The sequence below is a fragment of the Pseudomonas sp. XWY-1 genome, from assembly GCF_002953115.1.
GTDB classification, from domain to species: domain Bacteria; phylum Pseudomonadota; class Gammaproteobacteria; order Pseudomonadales; family Pseudomonadaceae; genus Aquipseudomonas; species Aquipseudomonas alloputida.
In genome coordinates this window covers 4529657-4551367 of record NZ_CP026332.1, presented here as the reverse complement: position 1 = coordinate 4551367, position 21711 = coordinate 4529657, and the positions used below count along the sequence as shown (strand labels likewise).

The following is a 21711-nucleotide window of genomic DNA, read 5'->3' as shown; positions in this document are numbered from 1 at the left end:
CGCGGGTATATACACGTATCCATGCTGACCAGTGAATGCATCTGTACCCACCTGCGTCGCGCCGCCCGCGGCGTGAGCCGGCATTACGACGAAGCCCTTGCCGGCTTCGGGGTCAATGTCGCCCAGTTTTCCCTGCTGCGGCACCTGCAGCGGCTCGACCGACCCAGCATCACAGCCCTGGCCGAAGCCATGGGGCTCGAGCGCAGTACCCTGGGCCGCAACCTGCGTGTGCTGGAGGCGGATGGGCTGGTAGCACTGGGCGAGGGCGACGACCAGCGTAACCGCGTGGTGCTGTTGACCGCGGCGGGTAAGCAACTGCTGCACGTTGCCCACCCGGCCTGGGAGCAGGCCCAGAAAGAGCTGGTTGAACGGCTCGGGGTGGGGCAGCGGGATGAACTGGTGCGACTGCTGGAACAACTGGCCTGATTTGATACGACTATAAGCGGGTATATACCCGTAAACCTTGCGATGTGCTGGAGATAACGACAATGACTTCGGTGTGGCGAACCAGCGGATGGGTGTTGGTGGGGGCGGCCTTGATACTGGCGCTGTCTCTGGGCGTACGGCACGGCTTTGGCCTGTTTCTGGGGCCGATGAGTGCTGATTTTGGCTGGGGGCGTGGAGTGTTTGCCTTCGCCATTGCCCTGCAGAACCTGATCTGGGGCCTGGCGCAGCCGTTCGCTGGCGCCTTGGCCGACCGGCTTGGCGCGGCGCGGGTGGTCATCATCGGCGGTATTCTCTATGCCGTCGGCTTGATCTTGATGGGCTTGGCTGATTCGCCCTGGTCGTTGTCGCTGAGTGCGGGCTTGCTGATCGGCATCGGCCTGTCCGGCACGTCGTTCTCGGTCATCCTCGGTGTGGTCGGGCGTGCAGTGCCGGCCGAAAAGCGCAGCATGGCCATGGGGATCGCCAGCGCCGCCGGGTCGTTCGGCCAGTTCGCCATGTTGCCGGGCACCCAAGGCCTGATTCAGTGGCTGGGCTGGTCGGCAGCGTTGCTGGTACTGGGCCTTTTGGTGGCGTTCATCGTGCCTTTCGTCTGTCTGCTGCGCGATCGCCCGTTACCCAGTCACGGTGCCGAGCAGACCCTGGGCCAGGCGCTGCGCGAGGCGTGCACGCACTCCGGCTTCTGGTTGCTGGCGCTGGGCTTTTTTGTCTGTGGCTTCCAGGTCGTATTCATTGGCGTTCACCTGCCGGCCTACCTGGTTGACCAGCATCTGGCTGCGGCCACCGGTACGACAGTGCTGGCGCTGGTCGGCCTGTTCAACATCGTCGGTACCTTCACTGCTGGCTGGTTGGGCGGGCGCATGTCCAAGCCGCGCCTGCTGACCGGGTTGTACCTGCTGCGTGCGGTGGTGATCGTGCTGTTCCTGTGGGCGCCGGTGAGCGAGTTCAGTGCTTACCTGTTCGGCATTGCCATGGGCCTTCTGTGGTTGTCCACGGTACCGCTGACCAATGGGACCGTGGCCACGGTGTTCGGGGTGCGCAACCTGTCCATGCTGGGCGGTATCGTGTTCCTGTTCCATCAGTTGGGTGCGTTCCTGGGGGGCTGGCTGGGTGGGATAGTGTATGACCGCACCGGTAGCTATGACCTGGTCTGGCAGATTTCCATCCTGCTCAGCCTGCTGGCCGCTGCCCTTAACTGGCCGGTGCGCGAACGCCCGGTTTCACGCCTTCAGGCCCAGGCTGTATGAACCGCTACCTGATACGCGGCCTGTTGGCTATTGCCGCCCTGTTGCTGCTGGCACTGGTGTGGTGGGGCTGGCATCAGGGTGGGATGGCGCTGATGCAACTGGGCATGAGTGTGTGTTAGGCGCTACCCTGCAAGCTCAAGGATTGTCATGCGGGAGAAACGAGTCATGCGTGCACATTGGTTGACGGTGCCGGTGCTGGCCCTGCTTGCCAGTACATCGAGCTGGGCTGCAGATTGCCCGGCATTGTTGCAGGGCAGCCTGCCGGAATTGCGCGGTAAGGGGCAGGTCGACCTCTGCGAGCGCTTTGCCGGCAAGCCGCTCGTGGTGGTGAATACTGCCAGTTATTGCGGTTTTGCCCCGCAGTTCGAGGGGCTCGAGGCGACCTACAAGGAGTATCACGAGCAAGGCCTGGAAATGCTCGGCGTGCCGTCCAATGACTTCAAGCAGGAAGACGCCGACAGTGAGAAGACTGCCAAGGTTTGCTATGCCAACTACGGTGTCACCTTCACCATGACCAAGACGCAGGCGGTGCGGGGCAAGGATGCGATACCGCTGTTTGCGGAGCTGGCCAGCCAGAGCAGTGCGCCGAAGTGGAATTTCTACAAGTATGTTGTCGATCGCAAGGGCAAGGTGATCGGTAACTTCTCCAGCCTGACCAAACCGGATGATCCCGCGTTCCGCGCCGCTATCGAAAAGGCCATCGCCTCACAGCAGTAACCAGGCTGCGCTTGCTGCGGCGTTTGATTTTAAGCGCGAGGCAGTTCAGGCGACGCAGATTGCGACTTCAGGAGGCCTTACGCCGTCCTCCTGAAGTCGCGGGATCAAGATCAAAAACAGGAAGTGGCTGGCTGCGGGTCACTTCACCGTGCATGCACGGTAATCGCCACCAACCGCACCACCACCGGCCGGACCACCAGCACGCACACAAATGCCACCGGCATCGCCAACTGATAGGCCTTGAGCACATTGCCCAGATACTCAGGGGTAAACCCGGCATTGGCCGCCGTGATCACGAAGCACATCAACAGCGCCATGATCGACGACATGTAGAACGCGAAAACGTAGGGAGTAGCGACCGGGTGCAATTTACGTCGACTGCGCGATCGGGACAGGTTGCTCATGCGAACTCCTGAAAGCTGAGTGGAAGCGCAGATTAGCAACCTGCCCCCTGCAGCTGTAGACCGGCAGCATTGAGTTCTTTATAAAGAAACTCTTACGAATCCAAGCGCTCACCATGGACCTGCTCAACGCCATTCGCTGCTTCATCAAGGTGGTCGAGGCCGGTAGCATCGCTGCTGGTGCCCGTATCCTCGGCCTCAGTCCGGCAGCCGTCAGCCAGAACCTGGCGCGGCTGGAAGGCCACCTGCAAGTACGCCTGCTCAGCCGAACCACACGCAGCATGGCCCTGACGCCCTCTGGCGCCCAGTATTACGAGCGTGTAAAGCATATCGAGCGTGATCTGGCCCTGGCCGAACAGGCAGTGACAACACCCGACAGCGAGCCTCAGGGGCGGCTGTGCATTGCCTCGACCTCTGCCTTTGGGCGCCATGTGCTGGCGCCGTTGATACCTGCTTTCAGTGCCCGCTACCCTTTACTTTCGATAGAGTTGGTAACGACTGATCGTCGGGTCAACCATGCCCGTGAAGACGTTGACGTGAGCTTGCGCATTGCCCCACAGCTCGAAGACCAGCTGCTGGCCCGGCGCATCGCCCGCATCCCGTTCATTTGTTGTGCCTCACCCGGTTACCTGCAGAGCGCTGGCGTACCTGCCACGCCCGAGGCCTTGCGCGGGCACCGTTGCCTTGTGTTTCGCTATCCGGTGGATGGCCGCTTCCTGCGCTGGGGCTTCATGCGGGACGGCCTGCGCTTCGAAGCGGAGTTCGGCAGTGTATTGATCAGCGACGATATCGATGCCCTGACCCAGATGGCCCTGCACGATGGTGGCATCACCCGTCTGGCCGAGTTCATCGTGCGACCGCACCTGGCCTCGGGTGCGTTGGTGCCGCTGTTCGAATACTGCGACAGCAGCCAGGCTTACGCCCAGACCGAGCCCATGGACATCTACCTGTGCCTGGCCGATCGCTTTGCCATGACCACCAAGGTGCGCGCTTTCATGGACTACCTGCGCGAATGCCTGGGCGACAGCTGGCAAGTGCAGGCATGAAAAAACCGCCACGAAGGCGGTTTTCATGTAACGCACAGGAATCAGAAGCGGTAGGTGAGGGATGCACCGATACCGTGAGCGCTGTTCTCGTACTTGGCCTGGTAGCTGCCTTTCAACAGCCCTTGTTGTTGCGAGCTTGGCAGGTTGTTGACCTTGGTATCCTCTTCCCACAAATACGAATAGGCAACGTCGATGGTCATGTCATCGTTCGGGCTCCAGCCGGCACCAAAGCTGACCGCTTTACGATCGCCAGTCGGAATGCGTGGCGAGCGATCATGGTTGTTGGTGGGCGACTGGTCGACGGAGAAGCCTGCGCGCAGGGTCCACTCCTTGTTCACCTTGTAGGACGCGCCAATGGCGTGGGCCCAGGTGTCGTGCCAGTTCTGCTCTTCGGTGATGGTCTTCAACGGGTAGCCTGCCGGCGCTTCGTTCTCGACGACGATGCTTTCCAGGCGGCTCCAGCGCGTCCAGGTGCTACCCGCATACAGTGTCCAATGGTCATCCAGTTCATGAGTGACCGAGAAGTCCACAGACTCTGGCGTCTTGATCTTCAGGCTGGCGTCGAACTTGCCGTTCAGGCCAAGCTGTGGAATCGGGTAGGAAACGCGGGTATTGCCTTCAAGCTTGTAGTCGACCATCGAGTGATAGGTCAGGCCCAGACGGGTACGGTCCGTAGCTTGCACCAGAACGCCGATGTTGTAACCGATCGCAGTGTCGTCGCCCTTGATCTTGGTCTCGCCATCAGGGCCATTGGGCCCCAGGAGGGCCTTGCTGCTCAGGTTCGAACCCAGTTCACCCTTGATACGGTTGATAGTCGGGCCAAAACCGATCGACACTTTGTCGTTGAAGGCGTAGCTGACGGTTGGCTGGAAGGTGACAACCTCGACCTTGCTCTTCTTGCCCCAGTAGCGTGCAGCGTCATCGCTACCGTAGTCGGTGATCAGGCCATATGGCACGTAAACGCCGAAGCCAACGCTCCAGTGATCATCAATCGGCTTGACGTAGTAGCCCATGGGTACGCCAACGAGAGGCACCATGTCACCATCGGTTTCCCCCCCGAAGTTGCTGCCTGGGCCCGATATGTCGGTCTTGGCGATGACGGCAGCGCCGCCCACGGTGAATTGTTCGCGCTTGAGGCGGGACATGCCGGCCGGGTTGCCATACACAGTGCTGGCATCGTCGGCAGAAGACGAGCGCCCAGCAAAACCGGTTCCCATGCCGCTGATACTTTGTTCGTTCAGCGCGAACCCGGCGGCGAGCAGTTGGCTGGAAGCAAGCGCAACGGCTACGCCGAGGGAGGTTTTGAGCATTACTTTTTTCATTATTAGAAAACTCCTTGGGTCTCCGGGGCGAAAAGCTACCAACAAATCACGCGCTGCGCTATAGGCTCAATCGCAGGAGTTAGAGCGGTTTTGTAGGACAATCCGACCAAAATTCCATTTTTTCCGGGTTACTTGTAGGACGCGTCTCAAGATGCCTGTGGCAATTTCTGATCTATGCAGGCATGCCAGGCATGGGTGAAGTCGCGCAGACGACCCTGGGGGTTGAAAATCTGTCGCCAGATACGCGCCAGTGCCAGCAGATCGTCCGCCGCAGGCAATGGGGTGGCCTGCTCTTCGATGAGCATCCAGGCAATGGCAGTGGAATAGCGCAGGTTGACGGTGAGCTCCAGGTGCGGGCCACCAAGGAAGGCGTGCTGGCTGGCCAGGCCGCGGACCAGGCTGGCGAGGTCGGGGTCACGGGCCAGGTATTCGTCCCAGAGCGCCTGGTGACGATGTTCGCCGATGCGGTAGAGGCCGTGCCCGCGTCGGTCGTGCAGGGCTGAGCCGAGTGCTGACTGGCTGGCGGCGATACCCAGGAGCAAGGCTTCGGCGCTGGCGCAGTGACGGTTCAGGTAGACCAGGGTGGGTCGGATCACATACTGACACAATTCATTCGCCGCAATACCCATGATGCCCTCGAGCAGGTAAGGGCCGGACGGGCGCTGGAGCTTGGCAGCTGGTGAATGATCAGGCCCGCCGGGAGCGGAAAGCACCGCTCGAGTTGAAGTGTAGTGTGATAATCATGGTGTAAAGAGCTGTTTTTAAATCGATTGCTGCCTGATGCTCCGGGCTATATGCCCTAAGGCAATTACGCCCAGAGCGTTCAGGCAGTCTTGCGATCGGATGATTCAGCGCTTGAATACCACGGTATTCGCCGGTCACGCGGTGAGCGACTGACGCGTCCGGGCGATCACCGCCTGCAGCGGTTCATGGCGGCTGTACTGTTCGTGGTACAGGCGTTCTGTGTGGCAGGCAACGCCGTGTTCGTCTACCAAGGTAAAGCTGAAGCTGCCCTTGCGTGGGGCAACGATAAGGCACTTCAACGGCGAGAAGGCCTGGGAGAGGGTGCCAATGGCAGCCTGAATCTGATGATGAGTTTGCATATTGTTGGAGGTTCCTGCTTTAAACACGGGGGTTATGATCCGTGCATGATAGAAACGTTCCAGTGACGCCTTTATTAAGGGACGAACGAACCTGACTGGAACAGGGCAGCCAGAGGGGGCGCAATCAAATGTAGGCGCTTGGGCTGACTGGTAGGTACTTCGGAAGGCAGGCAGCACGCCGGGGCCAAGGTTCTAGGCCGTCGAGGTGGGATCCTGATCAATCTGTCATGTGATTCGTGCTTGCGCAGCGTAAGGCTGGCGAGTGAATCATTGAATGGGCCGGTCCTTGTTTCAGCAGGGACGCTCTTGGGGGGAGCGAGTCTGCAAGGACGCTTGCGGCCAGAATTGACTTTCAGCTTGGTACTAACGAGGGGCACCTTACCGGAAGTGCAGATGTTTGGCAAGCGCTACGTTTGTTCAGGTGAGCCGCGCAGTATGGCGCGAATTTTCGTTGCTGGGAAGAGGGGGAAAATGGCCCGAATGCCGGCCGATGTGCCCTTTTCGTGCACCCAAATGGAGGTTCATGGTGCACTTGTTCACATTCGGGGCAGCGCCTGTAACGGTCTGGTAACACCACCCGGCAGCCTCGCCAATGCCTTGACTGCGTGGTTAAGTCAATGAAAAAAAACACTATTTTTAGCTGGTGAAAAAATCGTCAGTTTGACCAAAGCCCCCAATTCACGGGGGTTTGAGGGGTGTGAGAGGGGGTTGTCCACCGAGTTATCCACAGGAACTGTGGATTGTCCCGAGCGCTTGCTCTAGCACGGGCGTGCCAGCAATGGGATGGACTGTCCGACAATTGCCATGCTCCAACAGACTGGTTGGTCATCCACCTGAAAACGTCAAGAAAAGATCATGGAATTTTTTTTCAATCCTCCAGAAATCGACAGGCCAGGGCGAAAAAAAAAGAGTAGAGTGGCGCGCCTTTCGAGTTACCAAACCTGTTGCTCATGAAGTTTCGCGGTAAAAACCTCGCCAGCCCTGCTGCATCGACACTTGCACCTCCCGCCAAACGCTTTTCCCTGAAAGTGGCCCTGTGGTTGCTCGACAGTCCGCGCTTGGGCGACAACCCTCAGGTCAAGCACCTGGCCGGGCGCTTGTTGAAGCAGCCGGCGCGCCAAGGTGTGGTTGTGGCGCAGAGCCGCCTGGGGCAGATGCTGTGCCGCGATTGTGGCAACGCCCGTGACCGGCGTATAGGCCATGAGCTGCTGCGTCAGGCTGCCCGCGCAGGGGATCGGCGGGCGCAGCTGGAGTACGCCCGGCTGTGTCAGCACAACGAGCCGGAGCAGGCGCGCTATTGGCTTGAGCTTGCGGCAGGGCAGGGATCGCAGGAAGCGCGGCGGTTGCTGCGACAGTGGTTTCCTGCCTGAGGCTTGTTGCCTGCGCGGGCCCATTCGCGAGCAATCACTGATGTGTGTTCACCACCGTGGTAGGAGCGGGTTTACCCGCGAATACGGTGGCGGCGGCAACGGTGAACGGCGGGTGGGGATTGGCCAGCAGGTCCGGCCCTTTCGCGGGTAAACCCGCTCCTACGGCGGCCTGTGTTCAACCCCCGATGCTGGTGTAGGCGCGGGTTTACCCGCGAATACGGTGGCGGCTGCGACGGTGAACGGCGGGTGGAGATTGGCCAGCAGGGCCGGCCTCTTCGCGGGTAAACCCGCTCCTACGGCGGCCTGTGTTCAACCCCCGACGCGTGTGTAGGAGCGGGTTTACCCGCGAATACGGTGGCGGCTGCGACGGTGAACGGCGGGTGGAGATTGGCCAGCAGGGCCGGCCTCTTCGCGGGTAAACCCGCTCCTACGGCGGCCTGTGTTCAACCCCCGATGCGTGTGTAGGAGCGGGTTTACCCGCGAATACGGTGGCGGCTGCGACGGTGAACGGCGGGTGGAAATTGGCAAGCAGGGCCGGCCTCTTCGCGGGTGAACCCGCTCCTACGGGCGACCGTGCGGGCTTTTCTTTCAGGCTTGCGCAACGGGCTTGCCCGCAAAGAGGCGGATGCAGGCAACACACCCATCAGGCTGATAAGCTGCACTCAATTTGCATCAGAGCGTTCGGGGTAAGCATGACAGTGGATCTGGCCAGCATTCTGCTGGGCTTGGTGGCAGGCGCAATACCCTGCCTGGTGTGGGTCATGCAGGTGCAGCGCCGCCAAGGCGCCCGGCAAGCTGAGCAGGCCTTGCTCGAAGAACGCCTCAATGCAGCCCAGCTGGCCCAGGCCGGCCTGCAGGCGCAACTGGACGCCAGTCGCGACGAGGTCAGCGACCTCAGTGAGGCCAACGCCGTCAAGCAGGCCCAGTTGGCCGCCCAAAGCCGTGAGCTGGAGCTGCTGCAGATCGATCGCGACAACGCCCGTGACGCCGCCCACGCCTGGAGCCTTGAGCGCGCCAACCGCGAAGCCGAACTGCGTCGCCTGGAGGCGCAAACCGCGCGCCTGGACGCAGAGCTGCGTGAACAGCAGGAAAGCCACCAGCAACGCCTGGAAGACCTGCAGGAGGCCCGTGACACCTTGCGCGCCCAGTTCGCCGACATGGCCACCAAGATCTTCGACGAACGCGAGCAGCGCTTCGCCCAGACCAGCCAGCAGCACCTTGGCCAGTTGCTCGACCCGCTCAAGGAGCGCATCCAGGCCTTCGAAAAACGCGTGGAGGAAAGCTACCAGCAAGAGGCCCGCGAGCGCTTCTCGCTGGGCAAGGAGCTGGAGCGCCTGCAACAGCTCAACCTGCGCCTGTCCGACGAAGCCACCAACCTTACCCAAGCCTTGAAGGGCCAGAAAACCCAGGGCAACTGGGGTGAGCTGATCCTCGAACGTGTGCTGGAACATGCCGGCCTGGAAAAGGGCCGCGAATACCAGACCCAGGTCAGCCTGAAAAGCGCCGATGGCGAGCGTTTCCAGCCGGATGTGCTGATCATGCTGCCCGGCGACAAGCAGGTGGTGGTGGACGCCAAGGTCAGCCTCACTGCGTACCAGCAGTTCGTTGCCGGCAACGACGAAGCTGCGCTCAAGCAGCATGTGCAGTCGCTGCGCAGCCACGTCAAAGGCCTGTCGAGCAAGGACTACAGCCGCCTTGAAGGCCTGCACAGCCTGGATTTCGTGTTGTTGTTCGTGCCCATCGAGGCGGCCTTTTCGGCGGCCCTGCAGGCCGAGCCGAACCTGTTCCAGGAGGCCTTCGACCGGCAGATCGTGATTGTCAGCCCTACCACGTTGCTGGCGACCTTGCGGGTTATCGACAGCCTGTGGAAGCAGGAGCGTCAAGGGCAGAACGCCCGCGAAATTGCCGAGCGTGCCGGCTGGCTCTACGACAAGTTCGTGCTGTTCATCCAGGACCTGGACGAGCTGGGCAGCCGCTTGCAGCAGGTAGACAAGGCTTATGCCGCCGCGCGCAACAAGCTGTGCGAAGGGCGTGGCAACCTGGTCAGCCGCAGCGAGCAGCTTAAGCTACTGGGCGCCCGTGCCAGCAAGAGCTTGCCGGCAGACCTGCTGGAGCGGGCGCTGTCCGATGAGGCGCTGCCCGAGGTAGCGGTTACTGAGCCAGGCTCAGATGGCGATTGAGCAGGGCGCGCAAGGCCGCAGGCTTGACCGGTTTGGCCAGGTAGTCCAGCCCTGATGCATGTACCAGGGCGATGGTTTCCTTGCTGCCGTCGGCGCTGATCACTACACCGGGTACCGGCTCACCCAGCCGTGCTCGAAGCCAGCCCATCAGCCCGGTGCCGGTCTCGCCGTCGTCCAGGTGGTAGTCCACCAATGCCAGGTGCGGGCGCATGCCTTTGGCCAGCAGGGCTTCGCATTCGGCCTGGTTGCGCGCGGTCCATACCTGGCAACCCCAGCGGCTCAGCAGGCTGTTCATGCCGATCAGGATGCTGTCTTCGTTGTCCACGCAAAGCACTTGCAGCCCCGCCAGTGGCTGGCCGCCCTGTTGTTCTGCAGGCGCGCTTGGTGCCGCGGTGGCCTGGTGCGCAATCGGTACGCTGACGCGGAACACCGTGCCCTTGCCTGGCCATGAGCGCACTTCCAGCGGATGCCCCAGCACCCGACACAGACCGTCTGCAATGGCCAGGCCCAACCCTAGCCCCTTCTCGGCACGGGTCTGGTGGCTGTCCAGGCGCTTGAACTCCTGAAAGATCACTTGCAGCTTGTCGTCAGCAATGCCTGGGCCACGGTCCCAGACCTCCAGCCACAGGCGCTCGCCCTGTCGGCGCGCGCCCAGCAGGATCGGGCTCTTGCCGTAGCGCAGGGCATTGGTGAGGAAGTTCTGCAGCACCCGGCGTAGCAGTTTCATGTCGCTGTCCACCCGCAGGCGGCTGCCGCGCAGGCGGAACTCCAGGCCTTTCTCGGCCGCCAGCAGCTTGAACTCGGCGCCCAGGGTGTCGAACAGCTCGTTGAGGGCGAAGGGTTTGGCATCCGGGGTGATCTTGCCGTTTTCCAGGCGCGAGATGTCCAGCAGGTCGCTGATCAGCTCTTCAGCCGAGCGCAGCGAGCTGTCCATGTGCTGTACCAACTGCCGGGCCTCTTCGTTCATGCCCTCGGCCTGTTGCGACAAGGCGGCAGAGAAAAGCCGTGCGGCGTTCAACGGTTGCATCAGGTCATGGCTGACGGCGGCCAGGAAGCGGGTCTTGGACTTGCTCACCGCTTCGGCCTGGCTCTTGGCTTCGGACAGCGCCTGGTTCAACTGCGACAGTTCGTGGGTGCGCTCCGCCACGCGTTGCTCAAGGCGTTCGTTGGCATCGCGCAGGGCCTGCTCGGCCTCGCGGAACGGGGTGATGTCGGTGAAGCTCATGACAAAGCCGCCGCCCGGCATCGGGTTGCCGATCAGCTCGATCACCCGGCCATTGGGGAACAGCCGCTCGGAGGAGTGCGCGCGGCCCTGGCGCATCCAGTGCAGCCGCCGCGCCACATGCACCTGTGCCTCGCCGGGGCCGCACAGGCCGCGCTCGGCGTTGTAGCGGATGATGTCGGCAATCGGCCGCCCTACGCTGATCAGCCCGTCCGGGTAGTTGAACAGTTCAAGGTAGCGGCGGTTCCAGGCCACCAGGTGCAGGTTCTGGTCGACCACGCTGATGCCTTGGTTGATGTTCTCGATGGCGCCTTGCAGCAGGGCGCGGTTGAACTGCAGCACCTCACTGGCTTCGTCAGCGATGCGCACCACGTCTTCCAGTTGCATGTCACGGCCTTCGATGGCCGCCTTGACCACCGCGCGGGTCGACGAGGTACCGAGCACCCCGGCCAGCAGGCGCTCAGTGTGCTCGATCCAGTCGCCATCGGCGTTCTGGTTAGGGTTGAAGCCCTTGCCCTGGCGGTAGGCAAAGCGGATGAAGCTCTGCCGTGCGCGCTCTTCCCCGACAAAGCGCGAGGCCAGGGTCAGCAGGTCGTCGATCTGCACCGCCAGCAGCGGCTTGCTGCTGGGCCGCGCGCTGGTCTGCTGGCCAATGAACCGGCCGGCCTGCCAGTGCTCGGAAACCCGCGTGCGCGACAGCACCGAAACCCAGGCGAACAGGGTGAAATTGCCCGCCAGTGACAGCACCACACCTTGGGTCAGTGGACTGATCGGCAGGTTCAGCGGGTTGCCGTGCAGCCACGCCAGGCCAGGGAACAACTGCAACGACCAGCCCAGGCTGTGCGCGGCAATCGGCAGCACCAAGGTGTAGAACCACAGGAAAATGCCAGCGGCCAGGCCGGCGAACACACCGCGACGGTTGGCCTGCTTCCAGTACAGCGCGCCAAGCATGGCCGGGGTGAGCTGGGTCACAGCGGCAAAGGCGATCTGGCCGATGGTCGCCAGGCTGGCGGTGGAACCCAGCAGGCGGTAGCTGACATAGGCCAGCAGCAGGATCACCACGATGGTTACCCGGCGTACCGAAAGCATCCAGTGGCGGAACGCTTCGAAAGGCCGCTCGGCGTTGTTGCGGCGCAGCAGCCAGGGCAGCAGCATGTCGTTGGACACCATGGTCGACAACGCCACGGCCTCGACGATCACCATGCCGGTGGCCGCCGAGGCACCGCCGATGAACGCCAGCAGGGCAAGGCTCGGGTGCGCCTCGGCCAGGGGCAGGCTGATGACGAACGAGTCGGAGATCACCGTGCCGGGCAGCAGCATCTGCCCGGCCAGGGCAATCGGCACCACGAACAGCGCGGCCAGTGCCAGGTACATCGGGAATACCCAGCGCGCCAGGCGCAAGTCCTGCGGTTCGATGTTCTCTACCACGGTAACGTGGAACTGCCGGGGCAGGCAGATGATTGCCATCATCGCCACGGCGGTTTGCACCACCATGGACGGCCAATTGATGGTTTCTTTCCAATAGTCCTGCAAGTGGACCGACTGGCGGGCCTGGCTGAACAGGTCGTCGAAACCGTCATACAGGTTGAAAACGATGAAGATGCCGACGGCAAGGAACGCCAGCAACTTGATCAGCGATTCGAAGGCAATTGCCAGGACCATGCCGCGGTGGTGCTCGGTCACATCCAGGCTGCGGGTACCGAAGACGATGGCGAACAGCGCCAGTACCAGCGATATCACCAGCGCGGTGTCCTGCACGCGGGTGCCGGTGGCGTCGGCGTTGGCGCCGATCAGCAGGTTCACGCCCAGTACGATGCCCTTGAGCTGCAAGGCGATGTACGGCAGCACGCCGACCAGGCAGATCAGTGCCACCACCACTGCCAGGGTCTGCGACTTGCCGTAGCGTGCGGCAATGAAGTCGGCGATCGAGGTAATGTTCTGCTGCTTGCTGATCAGCACCATCTTCTGCAGCACCCAAGGGGCGAAGATCAGCAGCAGTACCGGGCCCAGGTAGATGGGCAGGAACGCCCAAAGCTGTTCGGCGGCCTGGCCGACCGCGCCGAAGAAGGTCCAGCTGGTGCAGTACACGGCCAGCGACAGGCTGTACACCCAGGCACGCAGCTTTGGCGGCAATGGCGTGCTGCGGCGGTCGCCATAGAAGGCGATGGCGAACATGATGGCCATATAGGCCAGGGCGACCACGGCGATCAGCCCGCTGGACAACGACATGAAGACTCCGAAGCAAAAAGGTAACGCGGTCCCGATCAATCAGTCTGGCACGCAAGTGCCGCTTCGTCAGCGCAGACGATGGTTGTAGGAGCGGGTTCACCCGCGAATGGGCCGGAACAGGCAACATCAACCCCTGCGGGTGCCCAACCAATAGAACACCCCTGCCAGTATCACCGACAACACCAGCAGGTAGAAGACTGCCCCTGGCCACAGGTGTACCAGTGCAAACCCCACCATCACCGGCCCCAGCGCCGCCCCCAGGTTGGACAGGTTCTGCGCGCCGTAATACACCCCGCGCAAGTGCTCCGGTGCGATCAGGTCGATAAACATGTACTCGGCCGGGATCACGATGATTTCGCCCAGCGTGAACACCAGCATCGCCAGGCACCAGGCCAGTACCGAGCCTGCCAGCGCAAAACCCAGCAAGCCGGCGATGAACAGGCCCATGCCGGCCAACAGCCACGGCATCAGGCGCTGGCGGCTGATACGCCGGCCAATCAGGTACTGCAAGGCAATGACCGTCACGGCGTTGGTGGTGACCAGATAGCCGATCAGCCGTGCCGCTTCGGCCGGGCTGCTGGTGACCACCAGGTACTGGGACAGGTAGGCGGTGAACTGGCCGAACACCACCGCGCTCAGCACCCCACCTACGGTAAAGCACACCAGTCGACGATCCCGCGCCAGCCCCAGCGCCACTTGGCCGAAGCCGGCCGCAGGTTTGTCCGGCGCGATGGCCTGCAGGCTGCGATCACCCAGGCGCCAATAAGCCAGGCACATGGCCAGGCCAAGCAGGGCAGAGGCGAGGAACGGCACATGGTCGTTCAGTTCAAGCATGGCCACGCCCAGCAACGGGCCGGCGGCGTAGCCGACGTTGCTGAGGGTGTACTTGATGGCGAACACCTCGGCCCGCTCATCCACCGGCAGTAACGCGCAGAAGCCTGCCTTGGCGGCGATATCGACCACTGCCAGGGCCAGGTTGATCAACACCAGACAGAAGAAGAACGGCAGTGCCGAACGGCTGGCGACCGCGCCGACGAAGGCCAGGGCGAACAGCAGGGTACTGGCGCTGACCAGCGTGTGGTTGCTCAAGGTGTCGACCAGATGGCCACCGTACAGACTCAATAGCGAGGCAACGATCAGCGCGCCACCGATCAGCAGGCCGATCTGGCTGATCGGCAGCTGGAAATTGTCGGCCAGGTAAACCACCAGGTAGGGCAGGGTGAGGGCACGGGCGACGGTAAGCGTGAAGGTGGTGGTGAGCAGCAGGCGAACGGTGTGCGGGTAGCGTTTTATGGCGGCGAGCATTGCCACGTCCTTGTTGTGCGGGTTTGCCGAGCACAAGCATAAGCCACATGCGGTCCTCCCGACACAAGGACGTTTCGCCTACCAAAGGGCGACAGGCGGAGGATTGACAGCCCGTCAGGCTCAGGGAATACTCTCGAAAAATTCATATATATGTTTATATAACAAGACGAGAGCGAGACCCATGCACCCATTGACCGGTGATGCTCGACTGCCCCGCTACCAACAACTGCGCGATCACATGGTCGCGCAAATTGCCAACAACCGCTGGCGCCCGGGGGAAGCGATCCCGACCGAGGCAGCCTTGGCCACCGAGTTCGACCTGTCGATCGGTACCGTGCGCAAGGCCGTCGATGTCCTGGTGGCCGAAGGCGTGCTGGAGCGCCAGCAGGGCCGCGGCACCTTCATTCGCCGCCCACAGTTCCAGTCGTCGCTGTTCCGCTTCTTCCGTTTCGAGGCCGCCAATGGCGAGCGCATAGTACCGGAAAGCCGCATTCTCTCCATCGAGTCGCTGCCGGCGCCTTCCGCGGTGGCCGAGGCATTGGGCCTGGCAGGGGAGGCAGAAGTGATCCGCATCATTCGCACACGTCTGCTCGGCGCCCAGCCGGTGCTGGCCGAAGAAATCTGGCTGCCGCGCCAAACCTTCCAGCCGCTGCTGGACGTGGATCTGAACAGCGAGGGCCCGCTGCTGTACCCGATCTACGAAGCGCTGTGCGGTCAGGTGGTCGCCTACGCCGAAGAAACCCTGACCGCCGAAGCGGTCGACGCGGTGCATGGCCGCTTGCTGCAACTGCCGGCCGACAGCCCGGTGGTCGTGATCGAGCGCCTGGCCCGCGATTACGCCGGCAAACCTCTGGAATGGCGCCGCTCGCGCGGCCATGCGCAGCACTTCCGCTACCGCATCGACATTCGTTAAACCGGTCGCTTCACCCTTTTACCTGTCTGCGCCGTGCTGCCACGGCGCAGTGGCTTCGCCTGCCCGTCACACCACGACTAGAAGGATAACAATCATGTTCAGCTGGTATCGCGAGATCACCTCACGGGAACGCAAGACATTCTGGGCCTGTTTCGGCGGCTGGTCGCTCGATGCGCTGGAAGTGCAGATGTTCGGCCTGGCCATCCCCGCGTTGATTGCCGCGTTCTCCCTGACCAAGGGCGATGCCGGCCTGATCAGTGGCCTGACCCTGGTGACCTCGGCAATCGGCGGCTGGCTGGGTGGCACACTGTCCGACCGCTATGGTCGCGTGCGTACCCTGCAATGGATGATTCTCTGGTTCTCGTTCTTCACCTTCCTTTCGGCGTTCGTCACCGGCTTCTACCCGTTGCTGTTCGTCAAGGCCATGCAAGGCTTTGGCATTGGTGGCGAATGGGCAGCCGGCGCTGTGCTGATGGCCGAAACCATCAACCCCAGGTATCGCGGCAAGGTCATGGGCACGGTGCAGAGTGCCTGGGCTGTGGGGTGGGGGCTGGCGGTGGCACTGTTTACGCTGATTTACTCACTGGTGCCGCAGGAGTTTGCCTGGCGGGTGATGTTCTTCGTCGGTCTGCTGCCATCGCTGCTGATCATCTGGGTACGCCGCAACGTGCCCGAGCCGGACAGCTTCCAGCGCCTGAAAAAGGAAAAGGCCATCCCTTCCAGCTTCTTGCAGTCGATGGCTGGCATCTTCCGCCCTGAACTGCTGCGTGTGACCCTGCTGGGCGGCTTGCTCGGCCTGGGTGCCCACGGTGGCTACCACGCGGTGATGACCTGGTTGCCGACCTTTCTCAAGACAGAGCGCAACCTTTCGGTGCTGAACTCGGGCGGTTACCTGGCGGTGATCATCCTGGCCTTCTGGTGCGGCTGCGTGGTCAGCGGCCTGCTGATCGACCGTATTGGCAGGCGCAAGAACATCCTGCTGTTCGCCCTGTGCTGTGTACTGACCGTGCAGGCCTACGTGTTCTTCCCGCTGACCAATACCCAGATGCTGTTCCTCGGCTTCCCGCTGGGCTTTTTCGCCGCCGGCATCCCGGCCAGCCTGGGTGCGTTTTTCAACGAGCTGTACCCGGCTGACGTGCGCGGCGCCGGGGTGGGCTTTTGCTACAACTTCGGTCGCGTGCTGTCGGCCGTGTTCCCGTTCCTGGTCGGGCACATGAGCGAGTCGATGTCGCTGGGCAGTGCCATCGGCATCGATGCCGGCATCGCCTATGGCGTTGCGGTGATCGCAGCCCTGTGCCTGCCCGAAACCCGTGGCCGCAACCTTGAATCTGCACCTGCGCCGGAAACGGCCGGTGCCGTCGCCAAGTAACCTGAACCTGTTTGTATGAGAACCATGCTCGACGCACCCGCTTTGCACCTGACTGCCATCGACAGCCACGCCCACGTGTTCAGCCGTGGGCTGAACCTGGCCACCCAGCGGCGTTATGCGCCCAGCTACGATGCGCCGCTGGGCGACTACCTGGGCCAACTGCGGGCCCATGGTTTCAGCCATGGCGTACTGGTCCAGCCCAGCTTCCTGGGTACCGACAACCGCTACCTGCTCAGCGCCTTGCAGACCGTGCCAGGGCAACTGCGCGGGGTGGTGATGCTGGAGCGGGATGTCGAGCGGGCGACCTTGACGGAAATGGCCCGGTTGGGAGTCAGGGGGGTACGCCTCAACCTCATGGGGCAAGACATGCCTGACCTGACCGGCGCGCAGTGGCGGCCCCTGCTGGAGCGCATCGGCGAGCAGGGTTGGCACGTGGAACTGCACCGTCAGGTGGCGGACATTCCAGTGCTGGTGCGGGCATTGCAGCCCTATGGGCTGGACATCGTGATTGACCATTTCGGCCGCCCGGATGCCCGCCGTGGCCTGGGCCAGCCGGGGTTTGCCGAACTGCTGACCCTGAGCGGTCGGGGCAATGTGTGGGTGAAGGTGTCCGGCATCTACAGGCTGCAGGGCTCGCCGGAGGAGAACCTGCCATTCGCCCGTCAGGCGCTGTGCGCGCTGGAAGCCCATTACGGCGCAGAGCGGTTGATGTGGGGCAGTGACTGGCCGCATACCCAGCATGAGTCGGAGGTCAGTTTCGGCACCGCTGTCGAACAGTTCGAGGCCTTGGGTTGTTCGGCGCAGTTGCGCCAGGCACTGTTGCTGGATACCGCGCGGGCGTTGTTTGGCTTCGAGTGACCTAGCGCCAGTGCTGCAACTGCCAGCAGGTCCTTGAACGCAAGCTTGTGTGGTCATGCCTGAGCCGGTGCTTGCCAGCCAGCGCATTTCCCATGCAGATTTGTGGCCCGGCGCGCTTGGCGAGCCTCCAATTGAAAAGCCCTCAGGACCAAGGACGATGAGTCACTCTTCGCAATTCACCTTGCTCGGCAAGCGGCGTTTCCTGCCGTTTTTCATCACTCAGTCGCTGGGTGCCTTCAACGACAACCTGTTCAAGCAGTCGCTGATCCTGGCGATTTTGTTCAAGCTCAGCCTGGGCGATGGTGACCGATCGATCTGGGTCAACTTGTGTGCCTTGCTGTTCATCTTGCCGTTTTTTCTGTTTTCGGCGCTGGGCGGGCAGTTTGGCGAGAAGTTCGCCAAGGATGCGCTGATCCGGGCAATCAAACTGGCCGAAATCGTGATCATGGCGATTGGTGCGCTGGGCTTTGTCACCAACCATCTGTGGCTGATGCTGGTGGCGCTGTTCGGTATGGGGACGCACTCGGCGCTGTTCGGCCCGGTGAAGTATTCGATCCTGCCGCAGGCCCTGCGCGAGGAAGAGCTGGTGGGCGGTAACGGGCTGGTGGAAACCGGCACCTTCCTCGCCATCCTCGCCGGCACCATCGGCGCGGGGATGATGATGTCGGCCGACAGCTACGCAACGGTGGTAGCCGGGGGCGTGGTCGGCACGGCGGTACTCGGCTACCTCGCCAGCCGCTGGATCCCTCGGGCGGCTGCCGCCTCGCCGCAAATGCCGCTGGACTGGAACATCTTCAAGCAGTCGTGGGTGATCTTGCGCATGGGCCTGGGCCAGCCGCCGGCGGTGTCGCGTTCGATCGTCGGCAACTCGTGGTTCTGGTTTGTCGGCGCCATCTACCTCACGCAGATCCCAGCCTACGCCAAGGATTGGCTGCACGGTGATGGCACGGTGGTGACCCTGGTGCTGACCCTGTTCTCGGTGGGCATTGCCCTGGGCTCGCTGCTGTGCGAGCGGCTCAGTGGACGCAAGGTGGAAATCGGCCTGGTGCCGTTCGGCTCGTTCGGCCTGACCCTGTTCGGCCTGCTGTGGTGGTGGCACTCCGGTGATGTACCGGCTGCAGCAGCGCCGCACGACTGGCTGGCACTGCTGGGCATGAGCCAGGCCTGGTGGATCTTGCTGTCAATCATTGGCCTGGGTGTGTTCGGCGGCTTCTACATCGTGCCGTTGTATGCGTTGATCCAGGCCCGCACGGCCGAGGACGAGCGCGCCAGGGTGATCGCGGCCAACAACATCCTCAATGCCTTGTTCATGGTGGTGTCGGCGGTGCTCACCATCATCCTGCTAGGCGTGGCCAAGCTGAGCATCCCGCAGCTTTTCCTGGTGGTGTCGCTGCTCAATATCGCGGTCAACACCTATATCTTCAGGATCGTGCCCGAGTTCACCATGCGTTTCCTGATCTGGCTGCTCAGCCATTCGATGTACCGCGTGCAGCACCGAGACCTTGAGCGCATCCCCGACGAAGGTGCTGCATTGCTGGTGTGCAACCATGTGTCGTTCGTCGATGCGTTGCTGCTGGGCGGGGCCATACGCCGGCCGATCCGCTTTGTCATGTACTACAAGATCTACAACCTGCCGGTGCTCAACTTCGTGTTTCGCACTGCCGGTGCCATCCCGATTGCCGGGCGTAACGAAGACCAGGCGACGTACGAGCGGGCCTTCGCGCGCATTGCCGAATACCTGGCGGATGGTGAACTGGTGTGCATCTTCCCGGAAGGCAAGCTGACGGGCGATGGCGAAATCGATGTCTTCAAGGGTGGGGTCAGCCGCATCCTCGAAGAAACGCCGGTACCGGTGATTCCGCTGGCCTTGCAGGGGTTATGGGGTAGCTTCTTCAGCCGCGACCCGGCCAAGGGCTTCTTCAAGCGCCTGTGGTCGCGGGTGACCATCGTGGCAGGCGCCGCCGTCCCGGTGGAGGCGGCGCAGCCTGAAGTGTTGCGCGAACAGGTCAGCCGCCTGCGCGGCCCTCTGCGATAGGGGTTAGCTGGCGCTGACTTTCAGGCCGACAAGGCCGCAGACGATCAGCGCCACACTGACCAGCCGCACCAGGGCCATGGACTCGCCGAACAGAATGATCCCGGCGATGACCGTACCGACTGCGCCTACGCCGGTCCAGATGGCATAGGCGGTGCCCAGCGGCAACTCCTTCATGGCCAGGCCCAGCAGGCCCAGGCTGATGACCATGGCGCCGACGGTAAGGACAGTGGGTAGCGGTCGAGTGAAACCGTCGGTGTATTTGAGGCCGACGGCCCAGCCGACCTCGAAGAGGCCGGCGAAAAACAGGATGATCCAGGACATGAGTGTGTCTCCATCGTTTGAATGATGGGGCCGTCCCCGGAGTGGTCACGCGGTGCGTCGTGAGGTCGTCCTCACAGTGGGTGCCATGGTGCCAATCTGCGGCCTTCCGGGCAAGTCCACGCCTGCTGGCCAATTTCCACCCGTCGTTCACCGTTGCCGCCGCTACCGTATTCGCGGGTAAACCCGCTCCTACACCTGATCGGGGGTGGACACACATTGGTGATTGGGCGCAGGCCGTCGTAGGCGCGGGTTGACCCGCGAAGAGGCCGGTGCTGGCAGAAACGCTTCAAGCCAGCACCGCAACTCATACCCGTCAGACCCCTTGCGGGATCTCTTCCCCGCCCAGCGCCTCGAACAGCACCGGCAGGAATTCGGCAAAGGTCATCATCATCAGCTGGAAGCTGGCGTCGAACTGTTGCGCAGCCTCATCGCCACCGTCCTGTTCGGCCTGCTCCTGCAGCAGCTCTTCGAACTTCAGGCGCTTGATGACCATCTTGTCGTCGAGGATGAACGACAGCTTGTCTTGCCAGGCCAGGGCCAGCTGGGTCACCACTTTGCCGGTGCTCAGGTGCAGCTGGATCTCTTCGCCGGTCAGGTCCTGGCGCTTGCAGCGCACGATACCGCCATCTTCGGCGGTGTCGCGCAGCTCACACTCGTCCAGCACATAGAAGCCTTCGGCGGCTTGCTGCGACTTGACCCAGTCGGTCATGGTGGCCACTGGCGCAATCTTCACCGTGGCCGGGCGCACGGGCAGCGAGCCCATCACTTCACGCAGGGTCGACAGCAGGTCTTCGGCGCGCTTGGCGCTGGCCGAGTTGACCAGGATCACGCCCAGGCGCGGGGCAATGGCGGCGAAGATCATCGAGCGGCGGATGAACGCACGCGGCAGGAACGCCTGGATGATTTCGTCCTTGATCTGGTCGCGTTCCTTTTTATAGACCTTGCGCATTTGCTCGGTCTCGATCTCTTCGACCTTTTCCTTGACCGCGTCGTTGACCACGCTGCTCGGCAGGATGCGTTCTTCCTTGCGCGCGGCAATCAGCAGGTACTCGCCGCTGACATGCACCAGGGGAGCGTCTTCGCCTTTGCCGAACGGCGCGACGAAACCATAAGTGGTCAGCTCCTGGCTGGCGCAGGGGCGGGCCGGCTTGCTGGCCAGGGCGGCTTCCAGCGCTTCAGGCTCGAACGGAACTTCCTGGGTCAGGCGGTAGGTCAGCAGGTTCTTGAACCACATGAGGGGCAATCTCTCCTTAATGCATAAGGCGGGCATTATTCTCCGAGCGGTGAATTGAGGCCAGCCCTGTCAGAGGGCCAGCAGTGACTTATGCACGAAAGAATCGCCCGACAACGCTAGGTCTTTGAAAGGCCTGAGGTTTTTTTTGCAAAAAGTTTAAAAAGTGCTTGCCAGGGTGCGGGGCGCTCCGTAGAATGCGCGCCACACCGAGACGAAGGGTGATTAGCTCAGCCGGGAGAGCATCTGCCTTACAAGCAGAGGGTCGGCGGTTCGATCCCGTCATCACCCACCACTCGATGTATAGCGCAGCGGTAGTTCAGTCGGTTAGAATACCGGCCTGTCACGCCGGGGGTCGCGGGTTCGAGTCCCGTCCGCTGCGCCATATTCCACTTCCA

General features: G+C 62.3%; 19 protein-coding genes and 2 tRNA genes. 13 read left to right on the top strand and 8 right to left on the bottom strand.

Features of this window, described 5'->3' with window-relative positions; translation table 11 throughout:
- Nucleotides 1–21: 21 nt before the first annotated feature.
- The 4 genes from PRJ_RS21215 to PRJ_RS21205 all read left to right on the top strand — a co-directional run bounded on the left by PRJ_RS21215 (nucleotide 22) and on the right by PRJ_RS21205 (nucleotide 2408).
- Nucleotides 22–426, top strand: coding sequence for a MarR family winged helix-turn-helix transcriptional regulator (locus tag PRJ_RS21215; protein WP_014592088.1), 405 nt, complete (start codon nucleotides 22–24; stop codon nucleotides 424–426).
- Nucleotides 427–488: 62 nt separating this feature from the next.
- Nucleotides 489–1691, top strand: coding sequence for an MFS transporter (locus PRJ_RS21210; RefSeq protein WP_104962403.1), 1203 nt, complete (start codon nucleotides 489–491; stop codon nucleotides 1689–1691).
- Entirely contained in the window at nucleotides 1688–1810 is a 123-nt protein-coding gene (locus PRJ_RS30450) for a hypothetical protein (RefSeq protein ID WP_010952738.1), read from the top strand. Before PRJ_RS21210 ends, PRJ_RS30450 begins: the two co-directional genes overlap by 4 nt.
- Before the next feature lie 46 nt (nucleotides 1811–1856).
- A complete protein-coding gene (locus PRJ_RS21205; RefSeq protein ID WP_003252479.1) occupies nucleotides 1857–2408 on the top strand; it encodes a glutathione peroxidase in 552 nt (183 codons plus the stop codon).
- A 143-nt stretch (nucleotides 2409–2551) separates the two neighbouring features.
- Here the strand turns inward: PRJ_RS21205 and PRJ_RS21200 are convergent, their stop codons facing one another.
- Entirely contained in the window at nucleotides 2552–2812 is a 261-nt protein-coding gene (locus PRJ_RS21200; protein ID WP_070096274.1) for a DUF2798 domain-containing protein, read from the bottom strand.
- Between the two features lie 113 nt (nucleotides 2813–2925).
- Between PRJ_RS21200 and PRJ_RS21195 the strand changes: the two genes are divergently transcribed.
- The gene (locus tag PRJ_RS21195; RefSeq protein WP_104962402.1) at nucleotides 2926–3855 is read left to right on the top strand and encodes a LysR family transcriptional regulator; all 930 of its coding nucleotides are present in this window, start codon (nucleotides 2926–2928) and stop codon (nucleotides 3853–3855) included.
- A gap of 41 nt (nucleotides 3856–3896) precedes the next feature.
- Here the strand turns inward: PRJ_RS21195 and PRJ_RS21190 are convergent, their stop codons facing one another.
- The 3 genes from PRJ_RS21190 to PRJ_RS21180 all read right to left on the bottom strand — a co-directional run bounded on the left by PRJ_RS21190 (nucleotide 3897) and on the right by PRJ_RS21180 (nucleotide 6280).
- Nucleotides 3897–5177, bottom strand: coding sequence for an OmpP1/FadL family transporter (locus tag PRJ_RS21190; protein ID WP_012053441.1), 1281 nt, complete (start codon nucleotides 5175–5177; stop codon nucleotides 3897–3899).
- 146 nt (nucleotides 5178–5323) lie between these two features.
- Nucleotides 5324–5806, bottom strand: coding sequence for a hypothetical protein (locus PRJ_RS21185; protein ID WP_003252489.1), 483 nt, complete (start codon nucleotides 5804–5806; stop codon nucleotides 5324–5326).
- 249 nt (nucleotides 5807–6055) lie between these two features.
- Complete coding sequence (locus PRJ_RS21180) at nucleotides 6056–6280, bottom strand: hypothetical protein (protein ID WP_010952743.1); 225 nt, start codon at nucleotides 6278–6280, stop codon at nucleotides 6056–6058.
- A 950-nt stretch (nucleotides 6281–7230) separates the two neighbouring features.
- Here PRJ_RS21180 and PRJ_RS21175 point away from each other — a divergent pair.
- Together PRJ_RS21175 and rmuC are read left to right on the top strand one after the other, a co-directional pair.
- Entirely contained in the window at nucleotides 7231–7650 is a 420-nt protein-coding gene (locus PRJ_RS21175; RefSeq protein ID WP_014592081.1) for a tetratricopeptide repeat protein, read from the top strand.
- 806 nt (nucleotides 7651–8456) lie between these two features.
- Complete coding sequence (gene rmuC / locus PRJ_RS21160; protein WP_162497237.1) at nucleotides 8457–9830, top strand: DNA recombination protein RmuC; 1374 nt, start codon at nucleotides 8457–8459, stop codon at nucleotides 9828–9830.
- Here the strand turns inward: rmuC and PRJ_RS21155 are convergent.
- Both PRJ_RS21155 and PRJ_RS21150 read right to left on the bottom strand, forming a co-directional pair.
- Nucleotides 9802–13281, bottom strand: a complete 3480-nt coding sequence (locus PRJ_RS21155) for a PAS domain-containing hybrid sensor histidine kinase/response regulator (RefSeq protein WP_104962400.1) — start codon at nucleotides 13279–13281, stop codon at nucleotides 9802–9804. The genes rmuC and PRJ_RS21155 overlap by 29 nt on opposite strands.
- A 126-nt stretch (nucleotides 13282–13407) precedes the next feature.
- Nucleotides 13408–14586: an MFS transporter gene (locus PRJ_RS21150; RefSeq protein ID WP_104962399.1), complete on the bottom strand. Its 1179-nt coding sequence runs from the start codon at nucleotides 14584–14586 to the stop codon at nucleotides 13408–13410.
- 181 nt (nucleotides 14587–14767) lie between these two features.
- Between PRJ_RS21150 and PRJ_RS21145 the strand changes: the two genes are divergently transcribed.
- From PRJ_RS21145 to PRJ_RS21130, 4 genes are all read left to right on the top strand, one after another.
- The gene (locus tag PRJ_RS21145; protein WP_020189988.1) at nucleotides 14768–15499 is read left to right on the top strand and encodes a GntR family transcriptional regulator; all 732 of its coding nucleotides are present in this window, start codon (nucleotides 14768–14770) and stop codon (nucleotides 15497–15499) included.
- Between the two features lie 94 nt (nucleotides 15500–15593).
- Complete coding sequence (locus PRJ_RS21140) at nucleotides 15594–16868, top strand: MFS transporter (RefSeq protein WP_104962398.1); 1275 nt, start codon at nucleotides 15594–15596, stop codon at nucleotides 16866–16868.
- 24 nt (nucleotides 16869–16892) lie between these two features.
- Nucleotides 16893–17726: an amidohydrolase gene (locus PRJ_RS21135; protein ID WP_104962397.1), complete on the top strand. Its 834-nt coding sequence runs from the start codon at nucleotides 16893–16895 to the stop codon at nucleotides 17724–17726.
- 157 nt (nucleotides 17727–17883) lie between these two features.
- Nucleotides 17884–19761: an MFS transporter gene (locus PRJ_RS21130; protein ID WP_104962396.1), complete on the top strand. Its 1878-nt coding sequence runs from the start codon at nucleotides 17884–17886 to the stop codon at nucleotides 19759–19761.
- Between the two features lie 3 nt (nucleotides 19762–19764).
- Here the strand turns inward: PRJ_RS21130 and sugE are convergent, their stop codons facing one another.
- Nucleotides 19765–20082 (bottom strand): quaternary ammonium compound efflux SMR transporter SugE, encoded by a 318-nt coding sequence (sugE, locus tag PRJ_RS21125; protein ID WP_010952753.1) that lies wholly within the window; start codon nucleotides 20080–20082, stop codon nucleotides 19765–19767.
- Between the two features lie 313 nt (nucleotides 20083–20395).
- Entirely contained in the window at nucleotides 20396–21316 is a 921-nt protein-coding gene (rdgC, locus tag PRJ_RS21115) for a recombination-associated protein RdgC (protein ID WP_003252510.1), read from the bottom strand.
- 216 nt (nucleotides 21317–21532) lie between these two features.
- On the opposite strand from rdgC, the gene PRJ_RS21110 reads away from it, so the two are divergent.
- Nucleotides 21533–21608 (top strand) — tRNA-Val (locus PRJ_RS21110).
- A 13-nt stretch (nucleotides 21609–21621) separates the two neighbouring features.
- Nucleotides 21622–21698, top strand: a tRNA-Asp gene (locus PRJ_RS21105).
- Nucleotides 21699–21711: the final 13 nt, after the last annotated feature.

What these genes read in the sequence shown, in the direction of transcription:
- PRJ_RS21215 (WP_014592088.1), top strand. Translation starts at nt 22, where the DNA reads ATGCTGACCAGTGAATGCATCTGTACCCACCTGCGTCGCGCCGCCCGC.
- PRJ_RS21210 (WP_104962403.1), top strand. Translation starts at nt 489, where the DNA reads ATGACTTCGGTGTGGCGAACCAGCGGATGGGTGTTGGTGGGGGCGGCC.
- PRJ_RS30450 (WP_010952738.1), top strand. Translation starts at nt 1,688, where the DNA reads ATGAACCGCTACCTGATACGCGGCCTGTTGGCTATTGCCGCCCTGTTG.
- PRJ_RS21205 (WP_003252479.1), top strand. Translation starts at nt 1,857, where the DNA reads ATGCGTGCACATTGGTTGACGGTGCCGGTGCTGGCCCTGCTTGCCAGT.
- PRJ_RS21200 (WP_070096274.1), bottom strand. Translation starts at nt 2,812, where the DNA reads ATGAGCAACCTGTCCCGATCGCGCAGTCGACGTAAATTGCACCCGGTC.
- PRJ_RS21195 (WP_104962402.1), top strand. Translation starts at nt 2,926, where the DNA reads ATGGACCTGCTCAACGCCATTCGCTGCTTCATCAAGGTGGTCGAGGCC.
- PRJ_RS21190 (WP_012053441.1), bottom strand. Translation starts at nt 5,177, where the DNA reads ATGAAAAAAGTAATGCTCAAAACCTCCCTCGGCGTAGCCGTTGCGCTT.
- PRJ_RS21185 (WP_003252489.1), bottom strand. Translation starts at nt 5,806, where the DNA reads ATGGGTATTGCGGCGAATGAATTGTGTCAGTATGTGATCCGACCCACC.
- PRJ_RS21180 (WP_010952743.1), bottom strand. Translation starts at nt 6,280, where the DNA reads ATGCAAACTCATCATCAGATTCAGGCTGCCATTGGCACCCTCTCCCAG.
- PRJ_RS21175 (WP_014592081.1), top strand. Translation starts at nt 7,231, where the DNA reads ATGAAGTTTCGCGGTAAAAACCTCGCCAGCCCTGCTGCATCGACACTT.
- PRJ_RS21155 (WP_104962400.1), bottom strand. Translation starts at nt 13,281, where the DNA reads ATGTCGTTGTCCAGCGGGCTGATCGCCGTGGTCGCCCTGGCCTATATG.
- PRJ_RS21150 (WP_104962399.1), bottom strand. Translation starts at nt 14,586, where the DNA reads ATGCTCGCCGCCATAAAACGCTACCCGCACACCGTTCGCCTGCTGCTC.
- PRJ_RS21145 (WP_020189988.1), top strand. Translation starts at nt 14,768, where the DNA reads ATGCACCCATTGACCGGTGATGCTCGACTGCCCCGCTACCAACAACTG.
- PRJ_RS21140 (WP_104962398.1), top strand. Translation starts at nt 15,594, where the DNA reads ATGTTCAGCTGGTATCGCGAGATCACCTCACGGGAACGCAAGACATTC.
- PRJ_RS21135 (WP_104962397.1), top strand. Translation starts at nt 16,893, where the DNA reads ATGCTCGACGCACCCGCTTTGCACCTGACTGCCATCGACAGCCACGCC.
- PRJ_RS21130 (WP_104962396.1), top strand. Translation starts at nt 17,884, where the DNA reads ATGAGTCACTCTTCGCAATTCACCTTGCTCGGCAAGCGGCGTTTCCTG.
- sugE (WP_010952753.1), bottom strand. Translation starts at nt 20,082, where the DNA reads ATGTCCTGGATCATCCTGTTTTTCGCCGGCCTCTTCGAGGTCGGCTGG.
- rdgC (WP_003252510.1), bottom strand. Translation starts at nt 21,316, where the DNA reads ATGTGGTTCAAGAACCTGCTGACCTACCGCCTGACCCAGGAAGTTCCG.